Genomic DNA, 25,842 nt, shown 5'->3' on the forward strand with positions numbered 1-25,842 from the left:
TGTGTGGGCTTGAGGTGTAGCGCGCCCGCGCATGAAGGTACGCGGTGGTAGCTCGGGCATTACCACTGTACTTTCCGAGTCTGAGGGCAAACTTTGAGAGTGGCGTGCGACACGCCACAGCGGCCTCGGACAGGTTTACGGTGAGTGAGGCGTGAGGCGAGTCTCCACTTCCGGTGTACAGGCAATAGGATGAATACCTGTGACTCCAGCTGACCTTGCCGAACTGCTCCGCGGAACCGCAGCGAGCGTCCTAGCCGATCGTGGCCTCGACGTATCCGTGCTACCCGAAACCCTCACCGTCGAGCGACCACGCAACCCCGAGCACGGCGATTACGCCACCAACATTGCCATGCAGGTAGCCAAGAAGGTCGGCACGAATCCCCGCGAGCTGGCGGGCTGGATCGCCGAAGCCCTCACCGCTGCCGACGGAATCGAATCCGCCGAGATCGCCGGACCCGGCTTCCTCAACATCCGCTTGGACAAGGACGCCCAGGGCGCGATCGTCGTGTCGGTACTCGAAGCCGGTGCGTCGTACGGCTCGGGTGATTCCCTCGCCGGCAAGAAGATCAACCTCGAATTCGTCTCGGCCAACCCCACCGGCCCCATTCACCTCGGTGGAACCCGTTGGGCCGCAGTCGGAGACGCGCTCGGACGCATTCTGTCCGCGCAGGGCGGACTGGTCACCCGTGAGTACTACTTCAACGACCACGGTGCTCAGATCGACCGCTTCTCGCGTTCGCTGATCGCTGCGGCGAAGGGTGAACCCGCTCCCGAAGACGGCTACGCCGGTGCATACATCGCCGACATCGCCGCCTCGGTTCTGAAGCAGCGTCCCGACGTCATGGACCTGCCTGCCGACGAGCAGCAGGAAACCTTCCGCGCCATCGGCGTCGAATTGATGTTCACGCACATCAAGCAGACACTCCACGACTTCGGCGTCGACTTCGACGTCTACTTCCACGAGAACTCGCTCTTCGAATCCGGTGCGGTCGAGAAGGCCGTCGAATCCCTCAAGGGTTCGGGCAACCTCTTCCACGAAGACGGTGCGTGGTGGCTCAAGAGCACCGACTACGGCGACGACAAGGACCGCGTCGTCATCAAGAGCGACGGCAACGCCGCCTACATCGCCGGTGACATCGCCTACTTCCAGAACAAGCGTGCCCGCGGGTTCGACCTCTGTATCTACATGCTCGGCGCCGACCATCACGGATACATCGGCCGTCTCAAGGCTGCCGCTGCCGCGTTCGGCGACGATCCGGACACCGTCGAGGTGCTGATCGGCCAGATGGTCAACCTCGTCAAGGACGGCACTGCCGTCAAGATGAGCAAGCGCGCAGGCACCGTCATCACCCTCGACGACCTGGTCGAGGCAATCGGCGTCGACGCCTCGCGCTACGTGATGATCCGCTCGTCGGTCGACTCGAGCATCGACATCGACCTCGACCTGTGGACCAAGACCAGCAGCGAGAACCCCGTCTACTACGTCCAGTACGCGCATGCACGTCTCTCGGCGATCGCTCGCAACGCCGCAGACCTCGGCCTGTCCGCCGACGCGAGCAACCTCGCCCTGCTCACTGTCGAGCAGGAGGGTGACCTCATCCGCACGATCGGCGAGTACCCACGCGTCGTGTCGAGCGCAGCGAATCTGCGTGAGCCGCACCGTATTGCCCGCTATCTCGAAGAGCTCGCGGGTGCGTACCACCGCTTCTACGGCGCGTGCCGCATCCTTCCGCAAGGCGACGAAGACGCCACCGACGTGCACCGCGCGCGTCTGGCTCTCTGCGCCGCCACCCGACAGGTCCTGGCCAACGGCCTCGAACTGCTCGGCGTCACCGCACCGGAGCAAATGTGAACGCGCACCCCGCCGGCCCCAAGCATGCCGAGCAGTTGCAGGGCCCCGGCTTGCCCGACCGTCCGACCAGCCCCGAAGCCTTCGGTGAACTCTCGCCGCAGGTGTGGCCGCGCAACGCTTCTCGCGGCGACGACGGTGAAGTGACCCTTGCCGGTGTCAAGGTCAGTGAGCTCGCCGAGAAGTACGGCACCCCGCTGTTCGTCATCGACGAGGACGACTTCCGCTCGCGCTGCCGTGACATGGCCCGTGCCTTCGGTCCGGATGCCAAGGTGCACTACGCATCCAAGGCGTTCCTCTGCGGCGAGATCGCACGCTGGGTTGCCGACGAAGGTCTTTCGCTCGACGTCTGCTCCGGCGGCGAACTTGCGATTGCGTTGCATGCCGATTTCCCGGCTGAGCGAATTGCGATGCACGGCAACAACAAGTCCGTCGCCGAACTGGCCGCCGGTGTCGCCGCAGGTGTCGGGCACGTCGTGCTCGACTCGGCGATCGAGATCGACCGACTCGATCGTGTCGCCGGTGAGGCCGGTGTCGTTCAGGACGTGTTGATCCGCCTGACCGTCGGCGTCGAAGCGCATACCCACGAATTCATCTCCACCGCACACGAGGACCAGAAGTTCGGTTTCTCGCTGGCCGGGGGAGCGGCAATCGACGCGGTCCGCCGTGTCTTCGCTGCCGACAACTTGCGACTGGTCGGACTGCACAGCCACATCGGTTCGCAGATCTTCGACGTCGACGGTTTCGAGGTGGCCGCGCACCGCGTGATCGGTTTGCTCCGCGACGTCGTCACCGAGTTCGGAGTCGAGAAGACCAAGCAGATTTCGATCATCGACCTCGGCGGCGGCATGGGGATCTCGTACATCCCGTCCGATGACCCGCCGCCCGTCGACGAACTGGCAGCAAAGCTCGGTCACATCGTGCGCAACGAGTCCGCCCTGGCCGGATTGCCGGAGCCGACGCTTGCCGTCGAACCCGGCCGCGCCATCGCCGGACCTGGCACGGTGACGCTCTACGAGGTCGGCACCATCAAGGACGTCACGGTGGTTAGCGCGCTGACACGCCGCTACATCAGCGTCGACGGCGGGATGAGCGACAACATCCGCACGTCCCTCTACGGTGCGGAGTACGAAGCCAAGTTGGTTTCGCGAACTTCCGAGGCTGATCCCGTCGTTGCACGTATCGTCGGTAAGCACTGCGAGTCCGGTGACGTGGTCATTCGGGACACCTGGATGCCCGAGGACGTCGGGCCCGGTGATTTACTAGCGGTAGCAGCGACCGGTGCATACTGCTATTCGATGTCGAGCAGGTACAACCTGCTCACCCGCCCAGCCGTGGTGGCGGTGCGTGACGGAGTCTCACGCGTGATTCTGCGGAGGGAAACAGTGGAAGATCTGCTCAGCTTGGAGGTATCGCAGTGACGAGCGAATCGGCGCATCGCGCTATCGGTGTGGCCGTTCTCGGCCTCGGCAACGTCGGGAGCGAGGTCGTCCGGATCATTCGTGAGCAGGCCGAGGAACTCGAAGCTCGCGTCGGGGCCCCGTTGGAACTGCGGGGAGTTGCCGTTCGCCGTATCGGCTCGGACCGCGGAATTCCCGAGGAACTGCAGACGACGGACGCCGAGTCCCTGGTCGGTCGTGACGACGTCGACATCGTGGTCGAGGTGATCGGCGGAATCGAGCTCCCTCGCAAGCTGATTCTCTCCTCCCTCAACTCCGGCAAGTCGGTCGTGACCGCCAACAAGGCGCTGCTCGCGGACCACACCGGTGAGTTGGCGGAGGCTGCAGAGGCCAATTCTGTCGACCTGTACTTCGAGGCCGCTGTTGCCGGTGCGATCCCCGTGATCCGCCCGCTCACGCAGTCCCTGGCCGGAGACCGCGTCAACAAGGTCGCCGGAATCGTGAACGGCACCACCAACTTCATCCTCTCCGCGATGGACGAGACCGGGGCCGACTACGAGGAGACCCTCGCCGAGGCCGGACGCCTCGGATACGCGGAAGCAGATCCGACCGCCGACGTCGAAGGCTACGACGCCGCGGCAAAGGCTGCGATCCTCGCGTCGATCGCGTTCCACACCCGCGTCACTGCCGCGGACGTGTACCGCGAAGGGATCTCCACGATCACCTCCGCCGACCTGGCGTCGGCGAAGGCACTCGACTGCACCATCAAGTTGCTCTCGATCTGCGAGCGCATCGTCACGCCCAAGGGCAAGGAGCGGATTTCCGCTCGCGTGTACCCGGCGCTGGTTCCGCTCAGCCACCCGCTCGCTTCGGTGAACGGCGCATTCAACGCCGTTGTCGTGGAAGCAGAGAACGCCGGACGGCTCATGTTCTACGGCCAGGGCGCAGGCGGCGCCCCCACCGCGTCCGCGGTCATGGGTGACCTGGTGATGGCGGCGCGCAACAAGGTTCACGGCGGTCGCGGCCCCCGCGAGTCCAAGTACGCCAAGCTCAAGGTCGCGCCGATGGGCGACATCCTCACCCGCTACTACGTGAACATGGAGGTCGCGGACAAGGAAGGCGTGCTGTCCGCAGTCGCCGCCGAGTTCGCCAAGCACGGCGTGAGCATTTCCGTCGTCCGCCAGGAGGGCGCCGGCGCCGGCGCGCGTCTGGTGGTCGTCACTCATGTAGCAACCGACGCGGCTCTGTCCGAGACCGTGGCGGCCCTCAACGAACTCGAATTCGTCACCGCTGTGACCAGCGTGCTGCGACTGGAAGGCACTGAACAATGACCGGCATCGTCAACCCCGTCCACAAGGCATGGCCGGGTCTCATCGAGGCATACCGGGACCGTCTCGCGATCGGTGACAACTGGAAGACCGTCACCCTGCGCGAGGGCGGCACCCCGCTCCTGCCGGCCGGCCACCTCTCCGAGATCACCGGTTGCGACGTCTACCTCAAGGTCGAGGGCCTCAACCCCACTGGTTCCTTCAAGGACCGCGGCATGACGATGGCCGTCACCGACGCCTTGGCTCGCGGCCAGCGCGCAGTTCTGTGCGCGTCCACCGGCAACACCTCCGCCTCGGCCGCTGCGTATGCAGCCAAGGCCGGTATGACCTGCGCCGTGCTCATCCCGCAGGGCAAGATCGCCATGGGCAAGCTCGCGCAGGCAGTCATGCACGGCGCCAAGATCATTCAGGTGCAGGGCAACTTCGACGACTGCCTGGAGCTGGCACGCAAGACCACGGCCGAATTCCCCACCATCGGTCTGGTCAACTCGGTCAACCCGGTGCGCATCGAAGGTCAGAAGACCGCGGCATTCGAGATCATGGACGTCCTCGGCAAGGCTCCCGACGTACACGCTCTCCCGGTCGGAAATGCCGGAAACATCACCGCGTACTGGCGCGGGTACTCCGAGTACTACGCAGACGGCCTGACCACGGTCAAGCCCCGCATGCTCGGAGTCCAGGCTGCCGGAGCGGCGCCGTTGGTCAATGGCGCACCCGTCAAGGATCCCGAAACCATCGCCACCGCAATCCGAATCGGTTCCCCCGCTTCCTGGAACGGCGCAGTCGCGGCGAAGGAAGAGTCCAACGGTGCATTCCGTGCCGCCACCGACGAGAAGATCCTCGAGGCGTACCGACTGATCGCCGCTACCGAGGGCGTCTTCGTCGAACCGGCATCGGCCGCCAGCGTCGCGGGCCTGCTCGCCGCACGTGCAGAGGGCTGGCTCGAGCCTGGCCTGACCGTCGTGTGCACGGTGACCGGTAACGGTCTCAAGGATCCTGACACCGCATTGAAGGGGATGCCGAACGTCGAGCCCATCGGTGTCGATCCCGTTGCCGTCGCGGCTGCCCTCGAGCTTGCATAGTGTCCGTGGATTCATCGACCACTCCGCGGAATCCGGTGTCTGACATGACTATAACCCTGCCTATCGGCCTTTCGGTGACTGCTCGCGTCCCGGCCTCGAGTGCAAACTTGGGGCCGGGGTTCGACACCCTCGGTCTGGCGTTGGGGTTGTACGACGAAATCGTTGTCACCACAACGGATTCGGGTCTGCAGATTCGCGTCGAAGGCGAAGGTGCTGCCGACGTGCCTTGGGGTCCTTCGCATCTCGTGGTTCGCGCCATCGAGCGTGGCCTCGAAGCTGCGGGAGTGTGGGCAAGTGGCCTGGACGTGTTGTGCCGCAACGCGATCCCGCATTCGCGCGGGTTGGGTTCCTCGGCTTCCGCGGCCGTCGGTGGACTGGCAGCAGCCAACGGTCTGGCACGCGCGCTCGATGCCGAGATCGGTTTGACGCAAGAGCAGTTGGTTCAACTCTCGTCCGAGTTCGAAGGTCACCCGGACAATGCGTCCGCCAGTGTTCTCGGTGGCGCAGTCGTCTCGTGGAGTTGCCCGCCGGCCGTCGAAGGAGACGAGCCGATCTACTCCGCGGCGAAACTCGACGTGCATCCCGACATCCGTGCCGTGGCACTGGTTCCCGAGGAGCGCTCGTCCACCGCGCACACCCGCGGGCTTCTGCCCGAATTGGTTCCGCACCAGGATGCGTCGTTCAACGCGAGCCGCAGCGCCCTGGCCGTCGTCGCGCTCACCGCGCGCCCGGATCTGCTGATGGCAGCCACCGAAGATCGTCTGCATCAGGCGCAACGCGCGCCCGCTCTGCCGCTCACGACTCGGTGGATCGGCATTCTGCGTCAGGCGGGTATCGCCGCGACCGTTTCCGGCGCCGGCCCCACCGTGTTGGCGCTCAGCACAGAGCCTTTCCCCGTCGAACTCGCCGAAGCTGCGCGGGCCGACGGGCTCCGTGTACTCGAATTGGATATCGCCGACGGTGTGGAAGTAGTCACGACGACCGTCTGATCCCTGCCTTGGTCCTGGTGATTGCCCACTACCGATCGGTAGTGAACTGACACACCCAGTCGTCCAAATTCTTGCCGGACTCAGGTTTGGGCGCTATCCTGGGCTATGTCCGTACATCGTGCGCGTCAGTCGCCGGTGCATCACCAGGGGGCAAAACTCCTTCCCAATCGGGGTCCACAGTCCTTGGCATGATTCTCGCAGGCATGATCCTCGCGCTTGTACCTTCTCCGAAGGTTTGAATCCTCCGCGGATCGAACACTCAGAGGTTCCATGACTCTGGGGTTCAGCACACGGGGGAGTGAATCGTCGACGAAGGCGCGTTGGGCAGGTTTGCGAGCGCATGAAAAGTTTGAGGCGAGAGTTTCCGACAATCATGTGACGGCGGACAAGCCGGCAGTTCTGGACAGCAACCACGTACGGCACCACCGAGTTCGGTATTCAATCGAACTGCGGGACGAACCCTCGACTTTGCGCAGTGCGAGTGAGGGAAGGAAAGGACCTCCGTGACCGATACGGACCTCATCGCCACTTCTGCACCCGCCGGGTCGGAATCAGGCGACAATTCTCAGGCGTCATCTTCAGCATCGAACGGTGCGGTGGCGACCTCCACGAAGCGTGCCGAAACGCGCCGTGGTGCCGGACTCTCCGGCATGGTGCTCACCGAACTCCGCACTCTTGCGGGTGAACTGGGCATCAAAGGCACTTCCGGCATGCGCAAGGGTGACCTGATCGCAGCCATCAAGGAGCGCCAGGGCGGCAGCGCAAAGGCTGCACCCGCACAGAGTGAACTCACTCTCGACGACGCACCCGTTGCGCGCACTCGTGCCAAGAGCACTCGCGCCGCACGAACCGAAACCCCCGCAGCCGAAACAGCTCCGGCGGCCGAATCGGCTCCTGTCGAGGCCGCGCCGGCACGTACCGAATCCGCCGAGGACGCCGATCAGGCTGCACCCCGTCGTGGACGTCAGCGTCGCGGCGCCGCTCGTCGAGCAGGTTCACCCGACCAGGGTGAACTGAGCATCGAGCAGGACACTCCTTCGGCAAAGTCCGACTCGGACACCTCGAAGGCCGCCGAGTCTGCGAAGACAGAGGCTCCGGCCGAGCGTTCTTCAGGCGCCGAGGGCAAGTCGGACGCTGAGCAGGCTCCTGCCGAGCAGGGCAACGAGCGTCCCCGCCGCGAGCGAAACCGCGACAACCAGGGCCAGCGCGACAACCAGGGCCAGCGGGACAACCAGGGCCAGCGGGACAACCAGAGCCAGCGAGACAACCAGAGCAACCAGAGCAACCGGGGCAACCAGGATCGCCAGGACCGTCAGGATCGTGGCAATCAGAACAACGCCGGCCAGAACAATGCCGGTCCGCGCACGGACAACCGCAACAACGGACCGGACGACGACGAAGAGGGTGGACGCGGACGCCGCGGACGCCGTTTCCGCGAGCGCCGTGGCCGTGGTCGCGACCGCGGTGAGGGTGGCGCACCCAACGATTCGCGTGAGACCGAAATCCGCGAGGACGACGTCCTTCAGCCGGTTGCCGGCATCCTCGACGTCCTCGACAATTACGCCTTCGTGCGTACGTCCGGGTACCTCGCCGGTCCCAACGACGTCTACGTCTCCATGAACCTGATCCGCAAGAACGGCCTTCGCCGTGGCGACGCCATCACCGGTGCCGTCCGGGTCTCGCGTGACGGTGAACAGGGCAGCCAGCGTCAGAAGTTCAACCCGCTGGTCCGCATCGACACGGTCAACGGCGGCGACGTCGAGGCCGCGAAGAAGCGCCCCGAGTTCAACAAGCTCACGCCGCTGTACCCGAACCAGCGTCTGCGCCTCGAGACCGAGCAGCACATTCTCACCACGCGTGTCATCGACCTGGTGATGCCCATCGGTAAGGGCCAGCGCGCCCTCATCGTGAGCCCGCCCAAGGCGGGTAAGACCAGCGTGTTGCAGGCGATCGCGAATGCTGTCGCCACCAACAATCCTGAGTGCTACCTGATGGTCATCCTCGTGGACGAGCGTCCCGAGGAAGTGACCGACATGCAGCGGAGCGTGAAGGGCGAGGTTATTTCCTCCACCTTCGACCGCCCGCCGGGAGATCACACCGCAGTTGCCGAGCTGGCAATCGAGCGTGCGAAGCGCCTGGTCGAGATGGGTAAGGACGTCGTCGTACTGCTCGACTCCATCACGCGTCTGGGTCGTGCGTACAACAACTCCTCGCCGGCGTCCGGACGCATCCTCTCCGGTGGTGTCGACTCGACAGCGCTGTACCCGCCGAAGCGTTTCCTCGGTGCTGCCCGCAACATCGAGAACGGTGGATCGCTCACCATCATCGCTACCGCAATGGTCGAGACCGGATCCACCGGCGACACCGTGATCTTCGAAGAGTTCAAGGGCACCGGCAACGCCGAGCTCAAGCTCGATCGCAAGATCGCCGAACGCCGCGTGTTCCCGGCCGTGGACGTCAACCCGTCCAGTACGCGTAAGGACGAGCTGCTCCTGAGCCCGGACGAGGCTGCGGTGCTGCACAAGCTCCGCCGCGTCCTGTCCGGTCTGGACTCGCATCAGGCCATCGATCTGCTGATCGATCGACTGAAGAAGAGCAAGAACAACCTCGAGTTCCTGATGCAGGTCTCCAAGACCGCACCGGGTGCGATCGACGACTGATCGACTCGACGTCAAAAGGCCCACAACCAGCTGTTTGTGGGCCTTTTGCATGGGCGGAACAAAACCGAAGGGCAGTGCGTTGACAACTTCGTACAGCCACCCGAGGCGTGCGAGACGCGGATTATCCGGTGAGGTACCGCATCTGGCATACTGAACGGCCGAGTCCGGTTCCGGTTCACGATGTCGATTGGCGACGTCGACCCGGCGACCATTGAAAGGGACACCATGAAGGCAGGAATCCACCCAACTTACGTAGCGACCACCGTCGTCTGCGGTTGCGGTAACACGTTCGAGACCCACAGCACCAAGGAGTCCGGACGCATCAACGTCGAGGTTTGCTCGCAGTGCCACCCGTTCTACACGGGCAAGCAGAAGATTCTCGACACCGGTGGACGCGTCGCTCGCTTCGAGGCTCGCTACGGCAAGCGCGCAGACAGCAAGGTCCCGGCCACCGAGTCCTAGCTGTTCCGCCGACGCCCGATCTGCCATGCGCAGATCGGGCGTCGGCTTTTTTGTGCCTGCACTCGGTTTGCGCGTTTCCCGGGTCCCGGCCTCGAAACACCTTCAAGCGCGCACCGTAGGAATCGAAACTCAGAGCGGAGCGAACCATGGCAGGCGCAACCCAGCCCTCGGCCATCGACGACATCTTGGCGGAGCACGCCGGTCTCGAAGCACAGATGTCCGATCCGGCGCTGCACAACGACCCTGCCGCTGCCAGGCGCGTCGGTAAGCGGTTCTCCGAGCTCTCGCCGATCATGTCGACGTACAACAAGCTCACGGCTGCGCAGGACGATCTGGAAGCCGCGCGCGAACTCGCTGCCGACGATTCCAGCTTCGCCGCCGAGATCCCCGATCTCGAAGCCGAGGTCGCGCAGCTCGAGCAGACGCTGACCGATCAGTTGGCGCCGCGTGATCCGCATGACGGCGACGACATCGTCCTCGAAGTGAAGTCCGGTGAGGGCGGCGAAGAATCCGCGCTCTTCGCCTCGGACCTTGCCCGCATGTACGTCCGCTACGCGGAACGGCACGGCTGGCGCGTCGAGATCCTCGACGCGACGGTTTCCGATCTCGGCGGATACAAGGAAGCAACGCTGTCGATCAAGAGCAAGTCAGATACTCCGGACGGCGTGTGGGCGCGGCTCAAGTTCGAGGGCGGTGTTCACCGCGTCCAGCGAGTGCCCGTCACCGAATCCCAGGGACGCGTTCACACTTCGGCCGCCGGCGTTCTGGTCTACCCGGAGCCGGAAGAGGTCGAGCAGGTCCAGATCGACGAGAGTGACCTGCGCATCGACGTCTACCGTTCGTCCGGCAAGGGTGGTCAGGGCGTCAACACGACCGACTCTGCTGTCCGAATCACGCACCTTCCGACCGGCATCGTCGTCACCTGCCAGAACGAGCGTTCGCAGCTGCAGAACAAGGCGCGCGCCATGCAGGTCCTTGCAGCCCGCTTGCAGGTAGTCGCCGAGGAAGCCGCGGACGCAGAAGCGTCGGCAGGTCGCCAGAGTCAGGTCCGGACGGTGGACCGTTCTGAGCGCATCCGCACCTACAACTTCCCGGAGAACCGCATCACCGATCACCGCATCGGCTTCAAGTCGCACAACCTCGACGCGGTGCTCGACGGTGAGCTCGACGCACTTCTCGACGCATTGGGTAAGGCGGACCGAGAGGCGCGTCTCGCGGCCGAGTAGATGCAGACGATGACTGACCTCCATACTGCTGGGAACTCGGTGAACCGCGTGTCGGTCGAGCGTGGCAGGCTGTACCCGTGAGTCGACTTCCACTTCGTTTGGCGCTGATCGAAGCTGCAAAACAGCTCGACGCCGCAGGTGTGCCCAGCCCACGCACCGACGCCGAGTTGTTGGCATCCCACCTGCTCGGCGTCGAACGCACGCGTCTCGGGCTGATTCCGTTGGTCGATCCCGAGGTCATCGCGGCGTTCGACGAGTTGGTTGCGCAACGCGTGAAGCGGATTCCTTTGCAGCACATCATCGGAGTCGCATCGATGGGCAACATCGACGTCGCCGTCGGTCCGGGTGTCTTCATTCCGCGGCCCGAAACCGAATTGCTCATGGGTTGGGCGCTCTCGTTCCTCGAAGGTTGCGGAAGCAAGCCGCCGGTAGTGCTGGACCTGTGCACGGGATCGGGTGTACTCGCGCTGTCCATCGCCGAGGCCCGTCCCGACGCCGTCGTTCATGCCGTGGAGAAGGAACCCGCCGCGCTGGCGTGGGCGCGTCGTAATGCCGCCGACCGCGAGGCCGCCGGTGATACACCGATCCATCTGCATCAGGGCGACGTCACCGATCGGAACTTGTTGCCGGGGCTCGAGGGCGGCGTCGATCTTGTCGTCTCCAATCCGCCGTACATCCCCGAAGGCGCGCAATTGCAGCCTGAGGTCATGGACTACGACCCACACACCGCGCTGTTCGGCGGTGCCGACGGTCTGTCCGTCATCAAACCGATGATCAGCAACATCGCGCGGTGGCTTCGCATCGGCGGCGCGGCGGGCATCGAGCACGACGACACCAACGGCGACGGCGTCGCTGCGCTGTTCTCGGCGCGCCGGGTATTCGGCGAGGTCGCGCAGCATCCCGATCTTGCCGGTCGTCCGCGATTCGTCGTCGCCAGACGTGTCGCCACCGACGTCGAAGCCCAGCGGAATCGAACGCCCGAAGTGCAGAGTGAAAGGATGGCTGAGTGAGCACCGTGTACGACTGCAGTCAGACAGATTCCCGAACCGCAGGCTTGGCCGCCGCGAAGAACGCGCTCAAGGCCGGCCGACTCGTAGTTCTCCCTACCGACACCCTGTACGGACTCGCCGCCGACGCGTTCGACAGCGAAGCTGTCACGAGTTTGTTGCGCGCCAAGGGACGCGGGCGAGACATGCCCGTCCCGGTACTGGTCGGATCGTGGAACACCATCGACGGGCTCGTCTACAGCGTGCGCCCGCAGGCACGGGATTTGATCCGCGCGTTCTGGCCCGGCGGACTGAGCTTGGTCGTCGAGCAGGCGCCGTCACTTGCCTGGGACCTCGGCGATACCCGCGGAACCGTCATGCTCCGCATGCCCCTGCACCCGGTTGCTCTTGAATTGTTGCGTGATGTCGGACCGCTTGCCGTCTCGAGTGCCAACATTTCGGGGCGTCCGCCGGCGACTACCGTCGAGGAAGCTCGAGATCAGCTCGGTGGATCTGCCAGCGTGTATCTCGACGGGGGCAAGGCCGAACACGCCGTTGCTTCCACGATCGTCGACCTGACCGGCAATTCACCGCGTATCTTGCGAGTGGGTGCCGTCTCGGCAGAATCCATCGCCGAGGTATTGGGCACCAGTCCGGAAAGCCTCGTAGAGGGAGTTTCGTAACGATGGTCGGCGCCGGCGGCGAGCGCGCGGGGGAATCCACGTACTGGGGACCGGATTTCGGTGAGCTTGCCACGGCAGACCCCGAGATCGCGGCTATTGCGCTGGCCGAACTCGAGCGTCAGCGCGGCGGACTTCAACTCATCGCGAGCGAGAACTTCACCAGCCCCGCCGTACTGGCCGCCTTGGGTTCGACCCTGAGCAACAAGTACGCCGAGGGCTATCCGGGTCGGCGTTACTACGGCGGGTGCGAGTACGTCGACGCAGCCGAGAATCTGGCGATCGACCGGGCGAAAGCACTGTTCGGCGCTGAGCACGTCAACGTCCAACCGCATTCGGGAGCCACTGCAAATCTCGCGGTGTACGCCGCATTCGCCAAGCCCGGCGACACCGTGCTGGCGATGAGTCTGCCGCACGGTGGGCATCTGACTCACGGGTCTCGGGTCAGCTTTTCGGGGCAGTGGTTCACCACCGTTCCCTATCACGTCGATTCGGCCACCGAATTGATCGACTACGACGAGGTTCGCACCCTGGCTCTGGCGCACAAGCCGAAAATCATCGTCGCCGGCGCGACGGCGTACTCCCGCACCATCGACTTCGCAGCCTTCCGCTCGATCGCTGACGAGGTCGGTGCGATCCTGTGGGTCGACGCCGCCCACTTCATCGGACTCGTCGCAGGCCGAGCGATACCGTCGTGTGTTCCGTATGCCGACGTGGTCTCCGCGACGACGCACAAGGTCCTCAGAGGCCCGCGCGGCGGAATGATCTTGTGCCGCAGCGCGCACGCCTCGGTTGTCGATCGCGCGGTGTTCCCCTTCATCCAAGGTGGTCCGATGATGCATGCGATCGCCGCGAAGGCGGTTGCCTTCAAAGAAGCAATGACGCCGGAATATCGTTGGTATGCACAGGAAGTGGTTGCCAATGCGTCGGCGCTCGCGCAGTCGTTGGAAGCTCGCGGCCTGCGTACCGTGTCCGGTGGAACCGACACGCATCTGGCACTTCTCGACTTGCGCGCAAGCGGGGTCACCGGAGTCGACGCCGAGCGTAGGTGCGGACTGGCTTCGATCACGCTCAACAAGAATGCGATTCCGTTCGATCCGCAGTCGCCGGCCGTCACGTCCGGAATCCGCGTCGGATCCGCGGCCGTGACGACGCAGGGATTCAACCGTGCCGACATGAGCGTCGTGGGGGAGTTGATCGCGCGTGCGGTCGTCGCGGATCCCGCCACCACGTCCGGGGAGGCCGAGTTGGCGTCAGTAGCCGACGGCGTTCGCGAATTGGTCCGGGCAAAGCCCGCCTACCCCCGCCAGACGGGTGATCTCGCGCAGTGATCACTTCCTACGAGGCGACCACATATCTGGCACAGGGCGGCGGGGGAGCGGGTGTTCCCATCCGTGAACTGTTGCTCGTGCTGTGTACGGCTGCGGTGGTGACTTACCTGGCGACCGGAGCAGTCCGGTTGTTGGCGCTGCGGTTCGGCGCCGTTGCGATTCCGCGTGATCGGGACGTTCACGTCGAGCCGATTCCGCGCCTCGGTGGCGTCGGGATGTACATCGGCATGGCTGTCGGCCTGCTGTTCGCGCAGCAATTACCCGCGCTCACAAGAGGTTTCGGCTTCGGTAGTCCGGACGTGCATGCTGCGCTCGTTGCGGGAGCCGTCATCGTCCTCGTGGGTGTGATCGACGACAGGTGGGGTCTCGACGCGCTCACCAAGTTCGTGGGTCAGGTGACTGCTGCCGGAGTTCTCGTGGTGATGGGCGTCAGTTGGTTCATCATCTACAACCCGTTCGGCGGTGACGGTGGGTCCACCATCATCCTCGATCAGATTCAATCGGGACTGTTCACGGTGGCTGTTGCCGTCGCGACCATCAACGCCATGAATTTCGTCGACGGTCTCGACGGATTGGCCGCCGGTTTGGGGCTGATCGCGGCCCTGGCAATCCTCATCTTCTCGATCGGTCTGCTCCACGATCAGGGCGGTGACGCCAGCGTCTATCCACCCGCGATGATCGCCGCGGCGTTGGCAGGTGCTTGTCTCGGATTTCTTCCGCACAACTTCAATCCGGCACGCATCTTCATGGGCGACTCCGGTTCGATGTTGATCGGTCTGATGCTGGCTGCGATCTCCACCAGCGCATCCGGTCGTATTCCACTGACCGCCTACGGAACCCGCGACCTCGTCGGCCTTCTCGCGCCGTTGTTGCTGGTCGGAGCTGTGATGTTCATCCCGATGCTGGACATGCTCCTGGCCGTGATCCGCCGAACGAAAGCGGGCGTGAGTCCGTTCAGTCCGGACAAGATGCACCTGCACCACCGGCTCTTGCAGATCGGGCACACGCATCGACGAGTCGTGCTGGTCATCTACCTGTGGGTCAGCGTTCTGGCTTTCGGTGCCGTCGGATCCTCACTGCTCAATCGTCAGCTGGTTGTCGTACTCGTCGCGGCCGGTTTGGTCCTTGCGTTGTTCTTCACTGCCGTGCCGTCTTTGATCGATCGCAAGCAGCAGCGGCGCTAGCTACGTTTTCCGATCCATTACCCTTGGGCATCGTGACGAACACGCCGCAGCCTGTACCTGCCTCGCAACCCATCCCTGATTCGACCGCCGCGATGAAGTCGGCCGTGAAGTGGGGTGTGATGGGGCTGATCGCGCTGGCCGTGGTCGGCGCGCTCCTGGGCGGGCTGTTCGCCGGCAAGGAAGGCGTCTACGGCGCTTTGATCGGCGCAGCCGTCGGCGGCGGGTTCATCCTGTTCACCGCGCTGGGCGTGTTGCTCACGGCAAAGCTGCCCGCGCTCACGGCCGGTGCAGTTCTGCTCGGCACGTGGCTGCTCAAGATGATTCTCGCGATGGTGGTTCTCTTCGTCCTCTCGGACATGGATTTCTACAACAAGACCGCCCTCGTCCTGGTCATCATCATGTCGCTGGTCGTGGTGCTCGGAGCGGAGACGTACGGCGTTCTCGGAACCAAAACTCCGTACGTCGATCCCACTCCCAGCAGCAACGTCGACGACGACGAGTAGTACTACAAGAGGTAACTAATCGGACTTCCAGGTACCCCATCTACACAATGTCGTAGATGACTTGATAAGGTTCGGTTCAAGCGAGAGCAATGGTGGGCCGAGTAACACTCAGCCGACGATGCCATGTGCTCGCAGGTGGTCGAAATTCTGACCACTGAGTCGACGAGAGTCGCCGACACCGACAGACGCCAGGTCCCTCAAGGGTTCTCCAGCTGCTGACGAATGCGCGAGTCGAACTTGTCGACTTGTAGATCGTCAATGTCCGATCGAACCGCAGTCAATGATGGCTGCGGACCGACTACGGGAGAGAACGCTGAGCGTCACCACCCTGGCCGCGGATGAATTCCATGCGCCGTCACTAGACGATTTTTTCCCGCCCTCCGTGTTGATTCACGCGGGCCCCTTCGAGCTCGACCGTCTGATGCTGATTCGTCTGCTGATGTCGGTGCTGGTCGCAGCCTTCTTCGTGATCGCGATGCGCAGCCCTCGATTGGTTCCCCGCGGACTCCAGAACGCAGCCGAGCTTGCGCTCGACTTCGTTCGGATCAATATCGCCGAGGAGATCCTGGGCAAGGAACAGGGCAAGCGCTTCCTGCCGGTCATCACGACGATCTTCTTCATCGTGGTCGCCAGCAACCTGGCCAGCGTCATTCCCTTCCTGAACATCTCGCCGAACGCGCGAATCGGTATGCCGCTGGTACTCGCAGCGCTTGCCTACATCGTGTTCAACTACGTGGGAATCAAGAAGTACGGCTTCTTCAAGTACGTCAAGAGCAGCATCGTCGTTCCCGGCGTCCCGCTGCCCCTGCACTTCCTGTTGGTGCCCATCGAGTTCATCTCGACCTTCATCCTGCGCCCGTTCACGCTGATGGTTCGTCTCATGGCCAACATGTTGGCCGGCCACATCCTGCTGGTGCTGTTCTTCAGCGCGACGAACTACTTCTTCTTCGTGTCCGGCGGATTCCAGGCGATCTTCGGTGTTCCGTCGATCATCGCCGGTATCGCATTCACGTTCTTCGAGCTGCTGGTCATTTTCCTGCAGGCTTACGTGTTCGCGCTGCTGACCGCGGTGTACATCGATCTGGCGCTCCACGCCGACGAGCACTGACCTTTTACCTCCTCACCAGCTACACCAAGAACTGAGCCTCTTGCCGAATCCGGCGGAGGTCAACAGAAAGGGAATGGAACACCATGAGCATCGCTTACCTCGCTCAGGAAGTTGTCGAGACCAAGTCGCGCGGCTACGGAGCCATCGGCTACGGCCTCGCAGCAATCGGCCCCGGCATCGGCGTGGGCATCGTTGTGGGCAAGGCAATCGAAGGCATGGTCCGCCAGCCCGAGATGGCCGGCCAGGTTCGTACCACCATGTTCCTCGGTATTGCATTCACCGAGGCCCTCGCGCTGATCGGCCTCGTCGCCGGCTTCATCTTCTAAGACCGACATGGCAGCCACCATCGCAATTCTCGCGGCGGAGGGGACGACTGAACACAATCCCCTCATCCCCGAGACATACGACATCGTGTGGTCCGCGGTCGCGCTCGTAGTAGTCGGTTTCGTCTTCTGGAAGCTCGTTCTTCCGAAGTTCCAGAAGGTCTTGGCCGAACGCACCGAGCAGATCGAGGGCGGCATCAAGAAAGCCGAAGACGCACAGGCAGAGGCAGCGGCAGCGCTCGAGCAGTACCGCGCGCAGCTCGCCGAAGCTCGTACCGAGGCAGCGCAGATCCGTGAGGAAGCGCGTACCCAGGGTCAGCAGATCATCGCTGACATGAAGGTTCAGGCGCAGGACGAGAGCGACCGCATCGTGGCCGCAGGCCACAGCCAGCTCGTCGCCCAGCGTCAGCAGATCGTCGCTGAGCTCCGCTCGGATCTCGGCAAGACCGCTGTAGACCTGGCCGAGAAGGTCATCGGGGAGTCCCTCGCCGACGACGTGAAGCGCGCCGGAACGGTTGATCGTTTCCTCAACGAGCTCGACACCGTCAGCGCTGATTCAGCCAGGAAGTGAGCAACATGTACGCAGCGAGCCGTGAAGCCTTGGCGCAGACTCGTTCTGCGCTGAGCAGTGCCCTGGGCGCCGTCTCTGCAGGAGCCGCAACTGCTGCTTCTGCTCAGGCTGGGTCCGAGCTCTTCTCGGTGGTCGAGGTACTCGACGGCCAGCGCGCTCTTCGCAGCGCGCTGGCTGACGCTTCGGCACCGGCCGCTGGTCGCCAGGCTTTGGCAGAGCAGTTGTTCTCCGGAAAGGTCGGCGCCGAGGCGCTCGCCACCGTGAAGGCAGCTGCAGGCCAGGACTGGTCTGCGGCCCGCGACTTGGTCAACTCGCTCGAATTGCTCGGACGCGAAGCTCTGCTCCGCGCCGCAGCCGATCAGAGCCAGTTGGACACCGTTGAGGACGAGCTCTTCCGTCTCGGTCGCATCGTGGCAGGGGACCCCAGCCTGGAGCAGACGCTCTCGGATCTGTCGGTTCCCGCAGCCCGCAAGCGTGAGTTCCTCTCTCGCTTGCTCTACGGCAAGGTCACCGCGGTCACCGAGGCACTCGCCGGACAGGCCGTCGGCCGGTTGAAGTCTGCACCCGCAGACACTTTCGATCAGCTGTCGAATCTTGCCGCAGCGCAGCGCGATACCACCGTTGCTCACGTTCGCAGCGCCTCGGCGTTGAGCTCGGAGCAGTCGGATCGCTTGGCCAGCACTCTTACCCGCACCTACGGGAAGCCGGTAGCAGTACACGTCGAGGTCGATCCAGAACTCCTCAGCGGCTTGGTCGTCCGGGTGGGCGACGAGGTTATCGACGGCAGCGCAGCGGGTCGACTCGCAGCACTGCGGAAGAACCTCAAGTAGTCCTTCAGCCGAACACATACTCCAGATCTTTTCGAAGACCAGACACCGAGAGCAGGAAAAACATGGCGGAGCTGACGATCTCCTCCGACGAGATCCGTAGCGCGATCGACAACTACACCGCGAGCTACTCCCCGGAGGCCTCCCGTGAGGAGGTCGGCACAGTGACCGACACCAGTGACGGCATTGCGCACGTCTCTGGCCTGCCTTCGGCTATGTCCAACGAGCTGTTGGAGTTCCCCGGTGGAATCGTCGGCGTCGCGCTCAACCTGGATGCCACCGAAATCGGTGCCGTCATCCTTGGCGATTACCAGAACATTCAAGAAGGCCAGGAAGTAAAGCGCACGGGCGACGTTCTGTCGGTTCCCGTCGGCGATGCTTTCCTCGGCCGCGTCATCGACCCGCTGGGTGCGCCCATCGACGGCCTCGGCGAGATCGAGAGCACCGAGAACCGTGCACTCGAGCTCCAGGCCGCTTCGGTGCTCGAGCGCCAGCCGGTCGAAGAGCCGCTCCAGACCGGTATCAAGGCTATCGACGCCATGACCCCGATCGGCCGCGGCCAGCGCCAGCTCATCATCGGCGACCGCAAGACCGGCAAGACCGCGGTCTGCATCGACGCCATCCTGAACCAGAAGGCCAACTGGGATTCCGGCGATGTCAACAAGCAGGTGCGCTGCATCTACGTTGCCATCGGTCAGAAGGGTTCCACCATCGCGGGCGTCAAGGCTGCCCTCGAGGAGAAGGGCGCGATGGAGTACACCACCATCGTTGCTGCTCCGGCATCTGATTCCGCAGGCTTCAAGTGGCTCGCACCGTACACCGGCTCGGCCATCGGCCAGCACTGGATGTACCAGGGCAAGCACGTTCTGGTCGTGTTCGACGACCTGACCAAGCAAGCAGAGGCGTACCGCGCCATCTCACTGCTGCTGCGTCGTCCGCCGGGACGCGAGGCTTACCCCGGTGACGTCTTCTACTTGCACTCCCGTCTGCTGGAGCGCTCGGCGAAGCTGTCCGACGCACTCGGCGGTGGCTCGCTGACGGCTCTGCCGATCATCGAGACCAAGGCGAACGACGTCTCGGCTTACATCCCGACCAACGTCATCTCCATCACCGACGGTCAGGTGTTCCTCGAGTCCGACCTGTTCAACAAGGGCGTTCGCCCCGCGATCAACGTCGGTATCTCGGTCTCCCGTGTCGGTGGCGCTGCACAGACAAAGGGCATGAAGAAGGTTTCCGGTTCGCTGCGTCTGGAACTGGCTCAGTTCCGTGAGCTCGAAGCGTTCTCCGCCTTCGCATCCGACCTCGACGCTGCCTCCAAGGCTCAGCTCGAGCGCGGTGCCCGTCTGGTCGAGCTGCTCAAGCAGGATCAGTACAGCCCGATCCCCGTCGAGGACCAGATCGTCTCGATCTACCTGGCCGGCGAAGGCATCTTCGACAGCGTTCCGATCGGCGACGTCCGTCGCTTCGAGAAGGAACTGCTCGAAGACCTCAAGCACTCGGCTGCTGGCGTCTACTCCAGCATCAACGGCGGTAAGGCACTCGATGCCGACAACGCTGCTGAGCTGATCGCTGCGACGAACAAGTTCAAGGAAGGCTTCATCGCATCCGACGGAAGCCGGGTCGTGAACGAGGCCGAGGCTGACGCTTTGGGCGCCGACGAGGTCGCGAACGAGCAGATCAACGTCAAGCGCAAGACCGTCAGCAAGTGACGTACGCGCCCATGACACTGCGAATTCCGAAGGGAGAGTGATTGATCGATGGCGAGCATTCTCGAATTGCGGTCTCGTATCAAGTCGGTCAACTCGACCAAGAAGATCACCAAGGCACAGGAACTGATCGCGACTTCGCGTATCACCAAGGCTCAGATTCGCGTCGCCGCGTCCAAGCCGTATGCCGAGGAGATCACGAAGGTACTCACCGAATTGGCGAGTGCGTCTGCTTCGCTCGATCACCCGTTGCTCAACGAGCGTCCGGAGCCCAAGCGGGCTGCGGTGCTCGTTGTCACCAGTGACCGCGGCATGTGTGGTGGCTACAACTCCAACGTCCTCAAGCAGGCAGAAGAGCTCATGGCTCTCCTCCGCAGCGAGGGCAAGGAGCCGGTCGTGTACGTGCTCGGTTCCAAGGGACTCGGCTACTACACGTTCCGCGGCCGCGACATCGGTGCTGCGTGGACGGGCTTCTCGCAGGATCCGGGATACTCGGATGCAGCGAAGGCCAGCCGCCACCTGGTGGAGCTGTTCATGGCTGGTTCGGGTAACCAGGTTGCCGCTCCGAACGGTGAAGGCACGATCGAGGGCGTCGACGAACTCCATATCGTCTACACCCGCTTCGTGTCGATGCTGACGCAGACTCCCGAGGTTCGCCGTATGGCTCCTCTCGAGGTCTTCGTGTCGGAAGAGCGCATCGAACTCGGTGACGACATGCTGACCAACGGCCACGACGACGACCATGACAATGGACCCGTCGCGGACTTCAGCTTCGAGCCCGAGCCCGAGAAGCTTCTCGGTGCTCTTCTCCCGAAGTACGTCAGCACTCGTATCTTCTCGTCGCTTCTCGATGCTGCGGCATCGGAGTCGGCAGCCCGTCGTACCGCCATGAAGGCCGCGACGGACAACGCAAACGAACTGGTGAACACGTTGAGCCGTCAGGCCAACCAGGCTCGCCAGGCCCAGATCACCCAGGAAATCAGCGAGATCGTCGGCGGCGCCAACGCGCTCGCCTCGAGCGCAGGAAGTGACTAGCACATGACCGCAGCAGTAACCGAAAACAACGGGGCAGGTTCGGCTTCGGCCGTAGCCGGCCGCGTCGTGCGGGTCATCGGTCCCGTCGTGGACGTTGAATTCCCGCGTGGCGCTGTTCCTGAACTGTTCAACGCCCTGAACGCCGAGATCACGCTTCCCTCGGTCGCCAAGACGCTGACGCTCGAGGTTGCACAGCACCTCGGTGACAACCTGGTCCGCACCGTCTCCATGCAGCCCACCGACGGCCTCGTCCGCGGCACTGCAGTGACCGACTCGGGCAAGCCGATCTCGGTTCCCGTCGGTGACGTCGTCAAGGGCCACGTGTTCAACGCACTGGGCGATTGCCTCGACACCCCGGGCCTCGGCCGCGACGGCGAGCAGTGGGGCATCCACCGCAAGCCACCAGCCTTCGATCAGCTCGAAGGTAAGACCGAGATCCTCGAGACCGGCATCAAGGTCATCGACCTCCTCACCCCGTACGTCAAGGGTGGAAAGATCGGCCTGTTCGGTGGCGCCGGCGTCGGCAAGACCGTTCTGATCCAGGAAATGATCACGCGTATCGCCCGCGAGTTCTCGGGCACCTCGGTGTTCGCAGGCGTCGGTGAGCGTACCCGTGAGGGCACCGACCTCCACCTGGAAATGGAAGAGATGGGCGTCCTCCAGGACACCGCCCTTGTCTTCGGCCAGATGGACGAGCCGCCCGGAACGCGTATGCGCGTCGCCCTGTCCGCACTGACGATGGCGGAGTACTTCCGCGACGTTCAGGGCCAGGACGTTCTGCTGTTCATCGACAACATCTTCCGCTTCACGCAGGCAGGCTCCGAGGTTTCCACCCTCCTCGGCCGTATGCCTTCGGCAGTGGGCTACCAGCCCACGCTGGCGGACGAGATGGGTGAGCTCCAGGAGCGCATCACCTCGACCCGCGGTCGCTCGATCACCTCGCTGCAGGCTATTTACGTGCCGGCCGACGACTACACCGACCCCGCGCCGGCTACGACGTTCGCGCACCTCGATGCCACCACCGAGCTCTCGCGCCCGATTTCGCAGATGGGTATCTACCCCGCTGTGGATCCGCTGAGCTCGACCTCCCGCATCCTGGAGCCCGGCATCGTCGGTGCCGAGCACTTCCGCGTTGCCAACGAGGTCAAGCGCATTCTGCAGAAGTACAAGGAACTGCAGGACATCATCGCCATCCTCGGTATGGACGAGCTTCAGGAAGAGGACAAGGTCCTCGTCGGCCGCGCCCGTCGTATCCAGAAGTTCCTCGGCCAGAACTTCATCGTCGCCGAGAAGTTCACCGGTGAGCCCGGCTCCGTCGTGCCGCTCCGCGACACGATCGAAGCCTTCGACCGCGTCTGCAAGGGCGAGTTCGATCACCTGCCCGAGCAGGCATTCAACAGCTGCGGTGGACTCGACGACGTCGAGGCTGCAGCCAAGAAGATGGCCGGGAAGTAGTCCACCATGGCTGAGATGACCGTAGAACTCGTTGCCGTCGAGCAGCGCTTGTGGTCTGGTTCGGCGACGCTGGTCAGCGCTCAGACCACCGAGGGTGAAATCGGCATCATGCCTGGGCATGAGCCGGTCCTCGGTCAGCTGATCGAGGGCGGAACCGTGTCGATCACCTCGGTCGACGGCGAGCGTATCGTTGCTGCAGTACACGGAGGGTTCCTCTCCGTCACTGCGACGACGGTGACGATCCTTGCCGAGTCCGCGGACATGGCACAGGACATCGACGTCGAGGCAGCCAAGGCTGTCTTGGCCGAGAACTCGGGCGATCTCGAAGCGATTGCGGTCGCCAAGGGTCAGCTCCGGGCCGTCGAGCGCGCGTAAGTTACTCGAGTAAAGCCGCGACGGGAGCCGACGAACAGTGACATTCGGAATGACTGTGTTGATCATTCTGGTTGTGCTGCTCGCGGTTCTCGTCGCGGCTTTTCTGTATCGTCTGCTCGTTCTACGTCGCGGCGGTACTGCTGCACTGCTTCGTGTTCTGCCATCCCCAGGGGACAGCGGGTGGCGGCACGGGATCATTCGCTACGGCGAAAGCACATTCGTCTTTTTCAAACTGTCGAGTCTGCGGCCAGGCCCGGACTCCAGGATTGATCGTCAAGGTGTCGAGGTCGAGAGCCGTCGCTCTCCCTCGGGTACCGAATTCGACATCATGAGCGACGACATCGTCGTGGTCAAGGTCAACGACGGATCGTCGGCCTACGAAATCGCCTTGGACAGTGGAGCATTGACAGCGTTCCTGTCCTGGGTCGAATCGCGGCCGGACGGGCGCGCCCGTAGGCGTCGCACCGCCTGACCGGTCCCGATCAAGCCCCGGCGCCGGGCTTCCAGAGCACATCGCCTTCCGGGTTTGCCACTCTTCCCATGATGAAGAGCAGATCCGACAATCTGTTGAGGTATTTCGCGGGGAGGACGCTCGTGTCTTCCGGGTTCGCATCGATCGCGGACCACGCCGCACGCTCCGCACGCCGCGAGACGGTTCGTGCTACGTGAAGCAGGGCACCCAAGGCAGTTCCGCCCGGCAGAATGAACGAATTCAACGGTGCCAGTTGCTCATTGAGCTCATCGCACCATCCTTCGAGTCGATCGATGTAGGCCTGCGTCACTCGCAGCGGCGGGTACTTCGGGTTCTCGACCACGGGGGTGGACAAGTCGGCACCTGCGTCGAAAAGGTCGTTCTGGATCTGTCGCAGCATCACGAGCAGATTCGGTGGGGGAGTACCGAGGGCAACGGCCACTCCGATTGCCGCGTTGGTCTCGTCGCAATCCGCATAGGCGACCAGACGCGGATCGTTCTTGGACACGCGGGAAAAATCGCTGAGGCCCGTGGTCCCGTCGTCGCCGGTCCGGGTGTAGATCTTCGTCAGGTGAACAGACATAGGGCTACGGTACCGGCGCGGTGCCGACGAGGTTGTGGCTCTAGGCTGTGAACCGTGAGTGAGCACTTTCTTGTGACCGGGGGTAACCGCCTCGAAGGTGAAGTACTGGTGGGAGGGGCCAAGAACAGTGTGCTGAAGCTGATGGCCGCGGCGCTGTTGGCCGAAGGCACCACTGTCGTGACCAACTGCCCGGACATTCTCGACGTACCCCTGATGGCGGACGTTCTGCGAGGTCTGGGCTGCGAAGTCGAACTCGAAGATTCCGAAGTGCGGATCACGACGCCGGCCGAGCCGAAGTATCACGCTGACTTCGATGCGGTGAAACAGTTCCGCGCCTCGGTGTGTGTGCTCGGTCCGCTGGTCGCGCGTTGTCGACGCGCTGTTGTCGCACTTCCTGGTGGCGATGCGATCGGCTCGAGACCACTCGACATGCACCAATCCGGACTCCGTCTGTTGGGTGCGCGTAGCGAAATCGAACACGGTTGTGTCGTTGCCGAGGCAGATGACCTACACGGAGCGAACATTCGCCTGGTCTTCCCGTCGGTGGGTGCAACCGAGAACATCTTGATGGCGGCTGTGCTCGCCCGTGGCGAAACGGTGATCGACAACGCTGCACGTGAGCCCGAGATCGTGGATCTGTGCAACATGCTCAACGAGATGGGCGCCAAGGTATCGGGCGGCGGAAGTTCGACGCTCACCATTCAAGGCGTCCGCAAGTTGGAACCGACTACCCACCGCGTCATCGGCGATCGGATCGTTGCTGCGACATGGGGTGTCGCGGCATCCATGACCAGGGGTGACGTCCGTGTCCGCGGGGTGAACCACAAGCATCTCGGACTGGTCCTCGACAAGCTTCGGACAGCCGGCGCTGAGGTGACGCCCGAGGTCGACGGCTTCCGTGTCATCCAGCGCGAACGACCTAAAGCGGTCAATTTCGCAACATTGCCGTACCCGGGATTCCCGACCGACCTGCAGCCGATGGCAATCGGTCTGGCCGCGGTTGCGGAGGGCACGTCGATGATCACCGAGAACGTCTTCGAATCGCGTTTCCGATTTGTCGAGGAAATGATCCGACTCGGGGCCGACGCTCGTACTGACGGTCACCATGCTGTTATCCGCGGAGTTCCAGTGTTGTCGAGTGCACCGGTGTGGTCCTCGGATATTCGAGCCGGCGCCGGGCTCGTGCTAGCTGGGTTGGTCGCGGACGGAACCACCGAAGTCCACGACATCTTCCACATCGACCGTGGTTACCCGCGTTTTGTCGAGAATCTCCGTGGACTCGGGGGAGTGATCGAGCGGGTGGGCACCGAATAAGCTCGGTGCTCGGCGTCACACTCGCGTCTTATAGCCGGTGGTGGAATGACAAAACTGTCTGACCTGGCGTTGGCTGCCGAAATCGGTGTGGTGACCAGGCGATTTGTGAATTGATTGAAGGTTCGCGTAACTTATTCCAAGTCAGAGCGACACGGACACCGACTCCCGCCTTCACGGCGAGTGACACGAGGTTGTACGAAGTGCCTGACCAAATTTCGAAGTAGTTTCCATCGTGTATGGTTGTGCTTCACCTCCAGTTGTTCTCCGAATGTTCAGCGGTTTGCGCCGATGATCATGATGGGATAGGCTGGAAAAGTTGCCCCGGAGCGGCGGCCATAGGGTCGTGGTGATGGTGTGTGCGTGTTCTTTGAGAACTCAACAGTGTGTCGATGA

Annotated in this window: 24 protein-coding genes; 23 read left to right on the forward strand and 1 reads right to left on the reverse strand. The window is 63.4% G+C overall.

Annotated features, from left to right (window positions below; genetic code table 11):
- Positions 1–199: 199 nt before the first annotated feature.
- From argS to ABWI03_RS24025, 22 genes are all read left to right on the forward strand, one after another.
- Positions 200–1,852 carry an arginine--tRNA ligase gene (gene argS, locus ABWI03_RS23920; protein WP_003941360.1) on the forward strand — a complete coding sequence of 551 codons (1,653 nt, stop codon included), beginning with the start codon at positions 200–202 and terminating at the stop codon, positions 1,850–1,852.
- Positions 1,849–3,270: a diaminopimelate decarboxylase gene (lysA, locus tag ABWI03_RS23925; RefSeq protein WP_298773140.1), complete on the forward strand. Its 1,422-nt coding sequence runs from the start codon at positions 1,849–1,851 to the stop codon at positions 3,268–3,270. Before argS ends, lysA begins: the two co-directional genes overlap by 4 nt.
- Positions 3,267–4,580 (forward strand): homoserine dehydrogenase, encoded by a 1,314-nt coding sequence (locus ABWI03_RS23930; protein ID WP_007726192.1) that lies wholly within the window; start codon positions 3,267–3,269, stop codon positions 4,578–4,580. The genes lysA and ABWI03_RS23930 overlap by 4 nt, the downstream gene beginning before the upstream one ends.
- Positions 4,577–5,659 (forward strand): threonine synthase, encoded by a 1,083-nt coding sequence (gene thrC, locus ABWI03_RS23935; RefSeq protein WP_003941280.1) that lies wholly within the window; start codon positions 4,577–4,579, stop codon positions 5,657–5,659. The genes ABWI03_RS23930 and thrC overlap by 4 nt, the downstream gene beginning before the upstream one ends.
- A 44-nt stretch (positions 5,660–5,703) precedes the next feature.
- Complete coding sequence (gene thrB, locus ABWI03_RS23940) at positions 5,704–6,648, forward strand: homoserine kinase (protein WP_124569469.1); 945 nt, start codon at positions 5,704–5,706, stop codon at positions 6,646–6,648.
- 503 nt (positions 6,649–7,151) lie between these two features.
- Entirely contained in the window at positions 7,152–9,308 is a 2,157-nt protein-coding gene (gene rho, locus ABWI03_RS23945) for a transcription termination factor Rho (RefSeq protein ID WP_298773143.1), read from the forward strand.
- 225 nt (positions 9,309–9,533) lie between these two features.
- Positions 9,534–9,770: a 50S ribosomal protein L31 gene (gene rpmE / locus ABWI03_RS23950; RefSeq protein WP_003941310.1), complete on the forward strand. Its 237-nt coding sequence runs from the start codon at positions 9,534–9,536 to the stop codon at positions 9,768–9,770.
- Positions 9,771–9,916: 146 nt separating this feature from the next.
- Positions 9,917–10,996: a peptide chain release factor 1 gene (gene prfA / locus ABWI03_RS23955; protein WP_003941341.1), complete on the forward strand. Its 1,080-nt coding sequence runs from the start codon at positions 9,917–9,919 to the stop codon at positions 10,994–10,996.
- Between the two features lie 77 nt (positions 10,997–11,073).
- Positions 11,074–12,006 carry a peptide chain release factor N(5)-glutamine methyltransferase gene (prmC, locus tag ABWI03_RS23960; RefSeq protein ID WP_095971607.1) on the forward strand — a complete coding sequence of 311 codons (933 nt, stop codon included), beginning with the start codon at positions 11,074–11,076 and terminating at the stop codon, positions 12,004–12,006.
- Positions 12,003–12,665: an L-threonylcarbamoyladenylate synthase gene (locus ABWI03_RS23965; RefSeq protein ID WP_003941345.1), complete on the forward strand. Its 663-nt coding sequence runs from the start codon at positions 12,003–12,005 to the stop codon at positions 12,663–12,665. Before prmC ends, ABWI03_RS23965 begins: the two co-directional genes overlap by 4 nt.
- Positions 12,666–12,667: 2 nt before the next feature.
- A complete protein-coding gene (gene glyA, locus ABWI03_RS23970; protein WP_298773150.1) occupies positions 12,668–13,993 on the forward strand; it encodes a serine hydroxymethyltransferase in 1,326 nt (441 codons plus the stop codon).
- A complete protein-coding gene (locus ABWI03_RS23975) occupies positions 13,990–15,177 on the forward strand; it encodes a glycosyltransferase family 4 protein (protein WP_080726516.1) in 1,188 nt (395 codons plus the stop codon). Before glyA ends, ABWI03_RS23975 begins: the two co-directional genes overlap by 4 nt.
- A gap of 32 nt (positions 15,178–15,209) precedes the next feature.
- Positions 15,210–15,680 (forward strand): Cg1360 family ATP-synthase-associated protein, encoded by a 471-nt coding sequence (locus tag ABWI03_RS23980; protein WP_019749175.1) that lies wholly within the window; start codon positions 15,210–15,212, stop codon positions 15,678–15,680.
- Positions 15,681–15,960: 280 nt separating this feature from the next.
- Positions 15,961–16,788, forward strand: coding sequence for a F0F1 ATP synthase subunit A (atpB, locus tag ABWI03_RS23985; protein ID WP_003941403.1), 828 nt, complete (start codon positions 15,961–15,963; stop codon positions 16,786–16,788).
- A gap of 83 nt (positions 16,789–16,871) precedes the next feature.
- Entirely contained in the window at positions 16,872–17,114 is a 243-nt protein-coding gene (locus ABWI03_RS23990; protein WP_003941327.1) for an ATP synthase F0 subunit C, read from the forward strand.
- 7 nt (positions 17,115–17,121) lie between these two features.
- On the forward strand, positions 17,122–17,682 hold the full coding sequence (locus ABWI03_RS23995) for a F0F1 ATP synthase subunit B (RefSeq protein WP_003941337.1): 561 nt from the start codon (positions 17,122–17,124) through the stop codon (positions 17,680–17,682).
- Positions 17,683–17,687: 5 nt separating this feature from the next.
- Positions 17,688–18,512: a F0F1 ATP synthase subunit delta gene (locus tag ABWI03_RS24000; RefSeq protein ID WP_003941304.1), complete on the forward strand. Its 825-nt coding sequence runs from the start codon at positions 17,688–17,690 to the stop codon at positions 18,510–18,512.
- Between the two features lie 62 nt (positions 18,513–18,574).
- A complete protein-coding gene (atpA, locus tag ABWI03_RS24005; protein ID WP_007726218.1) occupies positions 18,575–20,218 on the forward strand; it encodes a F0F1 ATP synthase subunit alpha in 1,644 nt (547 codons plus the stop codon).
- 48 nt (positions 20,219–20,266) lie between these two features.
- A complete protein-coding gene (locus ABWI03_RS24010) occupies positions 20,267–21,250 on the forward strand; it encodes a F0F1 ATP synthase subunit gamma (RefSeq protein ID WP_003941320.1) in 984 nt (327 codons plus the stop codon).
- A gap of 3 nt (positions 21,251–21,253) precedes the next feature.
- Positions 21,254–22,705, forward strand: coding sequence for a F0F1 ATP synthase subunit beta (gene atpD, locus ABWI03_RS24015; RefSeq protein WP_003941349.1), 1,452 nt, complete (start codon positions 21,254–21,256; stop codon positions 22,703–22,705).
- 6 nt (positions 22,706–22,711) lie between these two features.
- A complete protein-coding gene (locus tag ABWI03_RS24020) occupies positions 22,712–23,080 on the forward strand; it encodes a F0F1 ATP synthase subunit epsilon (RefSeq protein ID WP_003941287.1) in 369 nt (122 codons plus the stop codon).
- A 49-nt stretch (positions 23,081–23,129) separates the two neighbouring features.
- A complete protein-coding gene (locus ABWI03_RS24025) occupies positions 23,130–23,552 on the forward strand; it encodes a DUF2550 domain-containing protein (protein WP_166812995.1) in 423 nt (140 codons plus the stop codon).
- A gap of 10 nt (positions 23,553–23,562) precedes the next feature.
- Here ABWI03_RS24025 and ABWI03_RS24030 read toward each other — a convergent pair whose 3' ends face one another.
- Positions 23,563–24,135, reverse strand: a complete 573-nt coding sequence (locus tag ABWI03_RS24030; RefSeq protein WP_095971610.1) for a cob(I)yrinic acid a,c-diamide adenosyltransferase — start codon at positions 24,133–24,135, stop codon at positions 23,563–23,565.
- Positions 24,136–24,189: 54 nt separating this feature from the next.
- Between ABWI03_RS24030 and murA the strand changes: the two genes are divergently transcribed.
- Positions 24,190–25,449, forward strand: coding sequence for a UDP-N-acetylglucosamine 1-carboxyvinyltransferase (gene murA, locus ABWI03_RS24035; RefSeq protein WP_095971611.1), 1,260 nt, complete (start codon positions 24,190–24,192; stop codon positions 25,447–25,449).
- Positions 25,450–25,842: the final 393 nt, after the last annotated feature.

It is taken from the genome of Rhodococcus baikonurensis (assembly GCF_040489275.1).
In the GTDB taxonomy this organism is placed as follows: domain Bacteria; phylum Actinomycetota; class Actinomycetes; order Mycobacteriales; family Mycobacteriaceae; genus Rhodococcus_F; species Rhodococcus_F baikonurensis.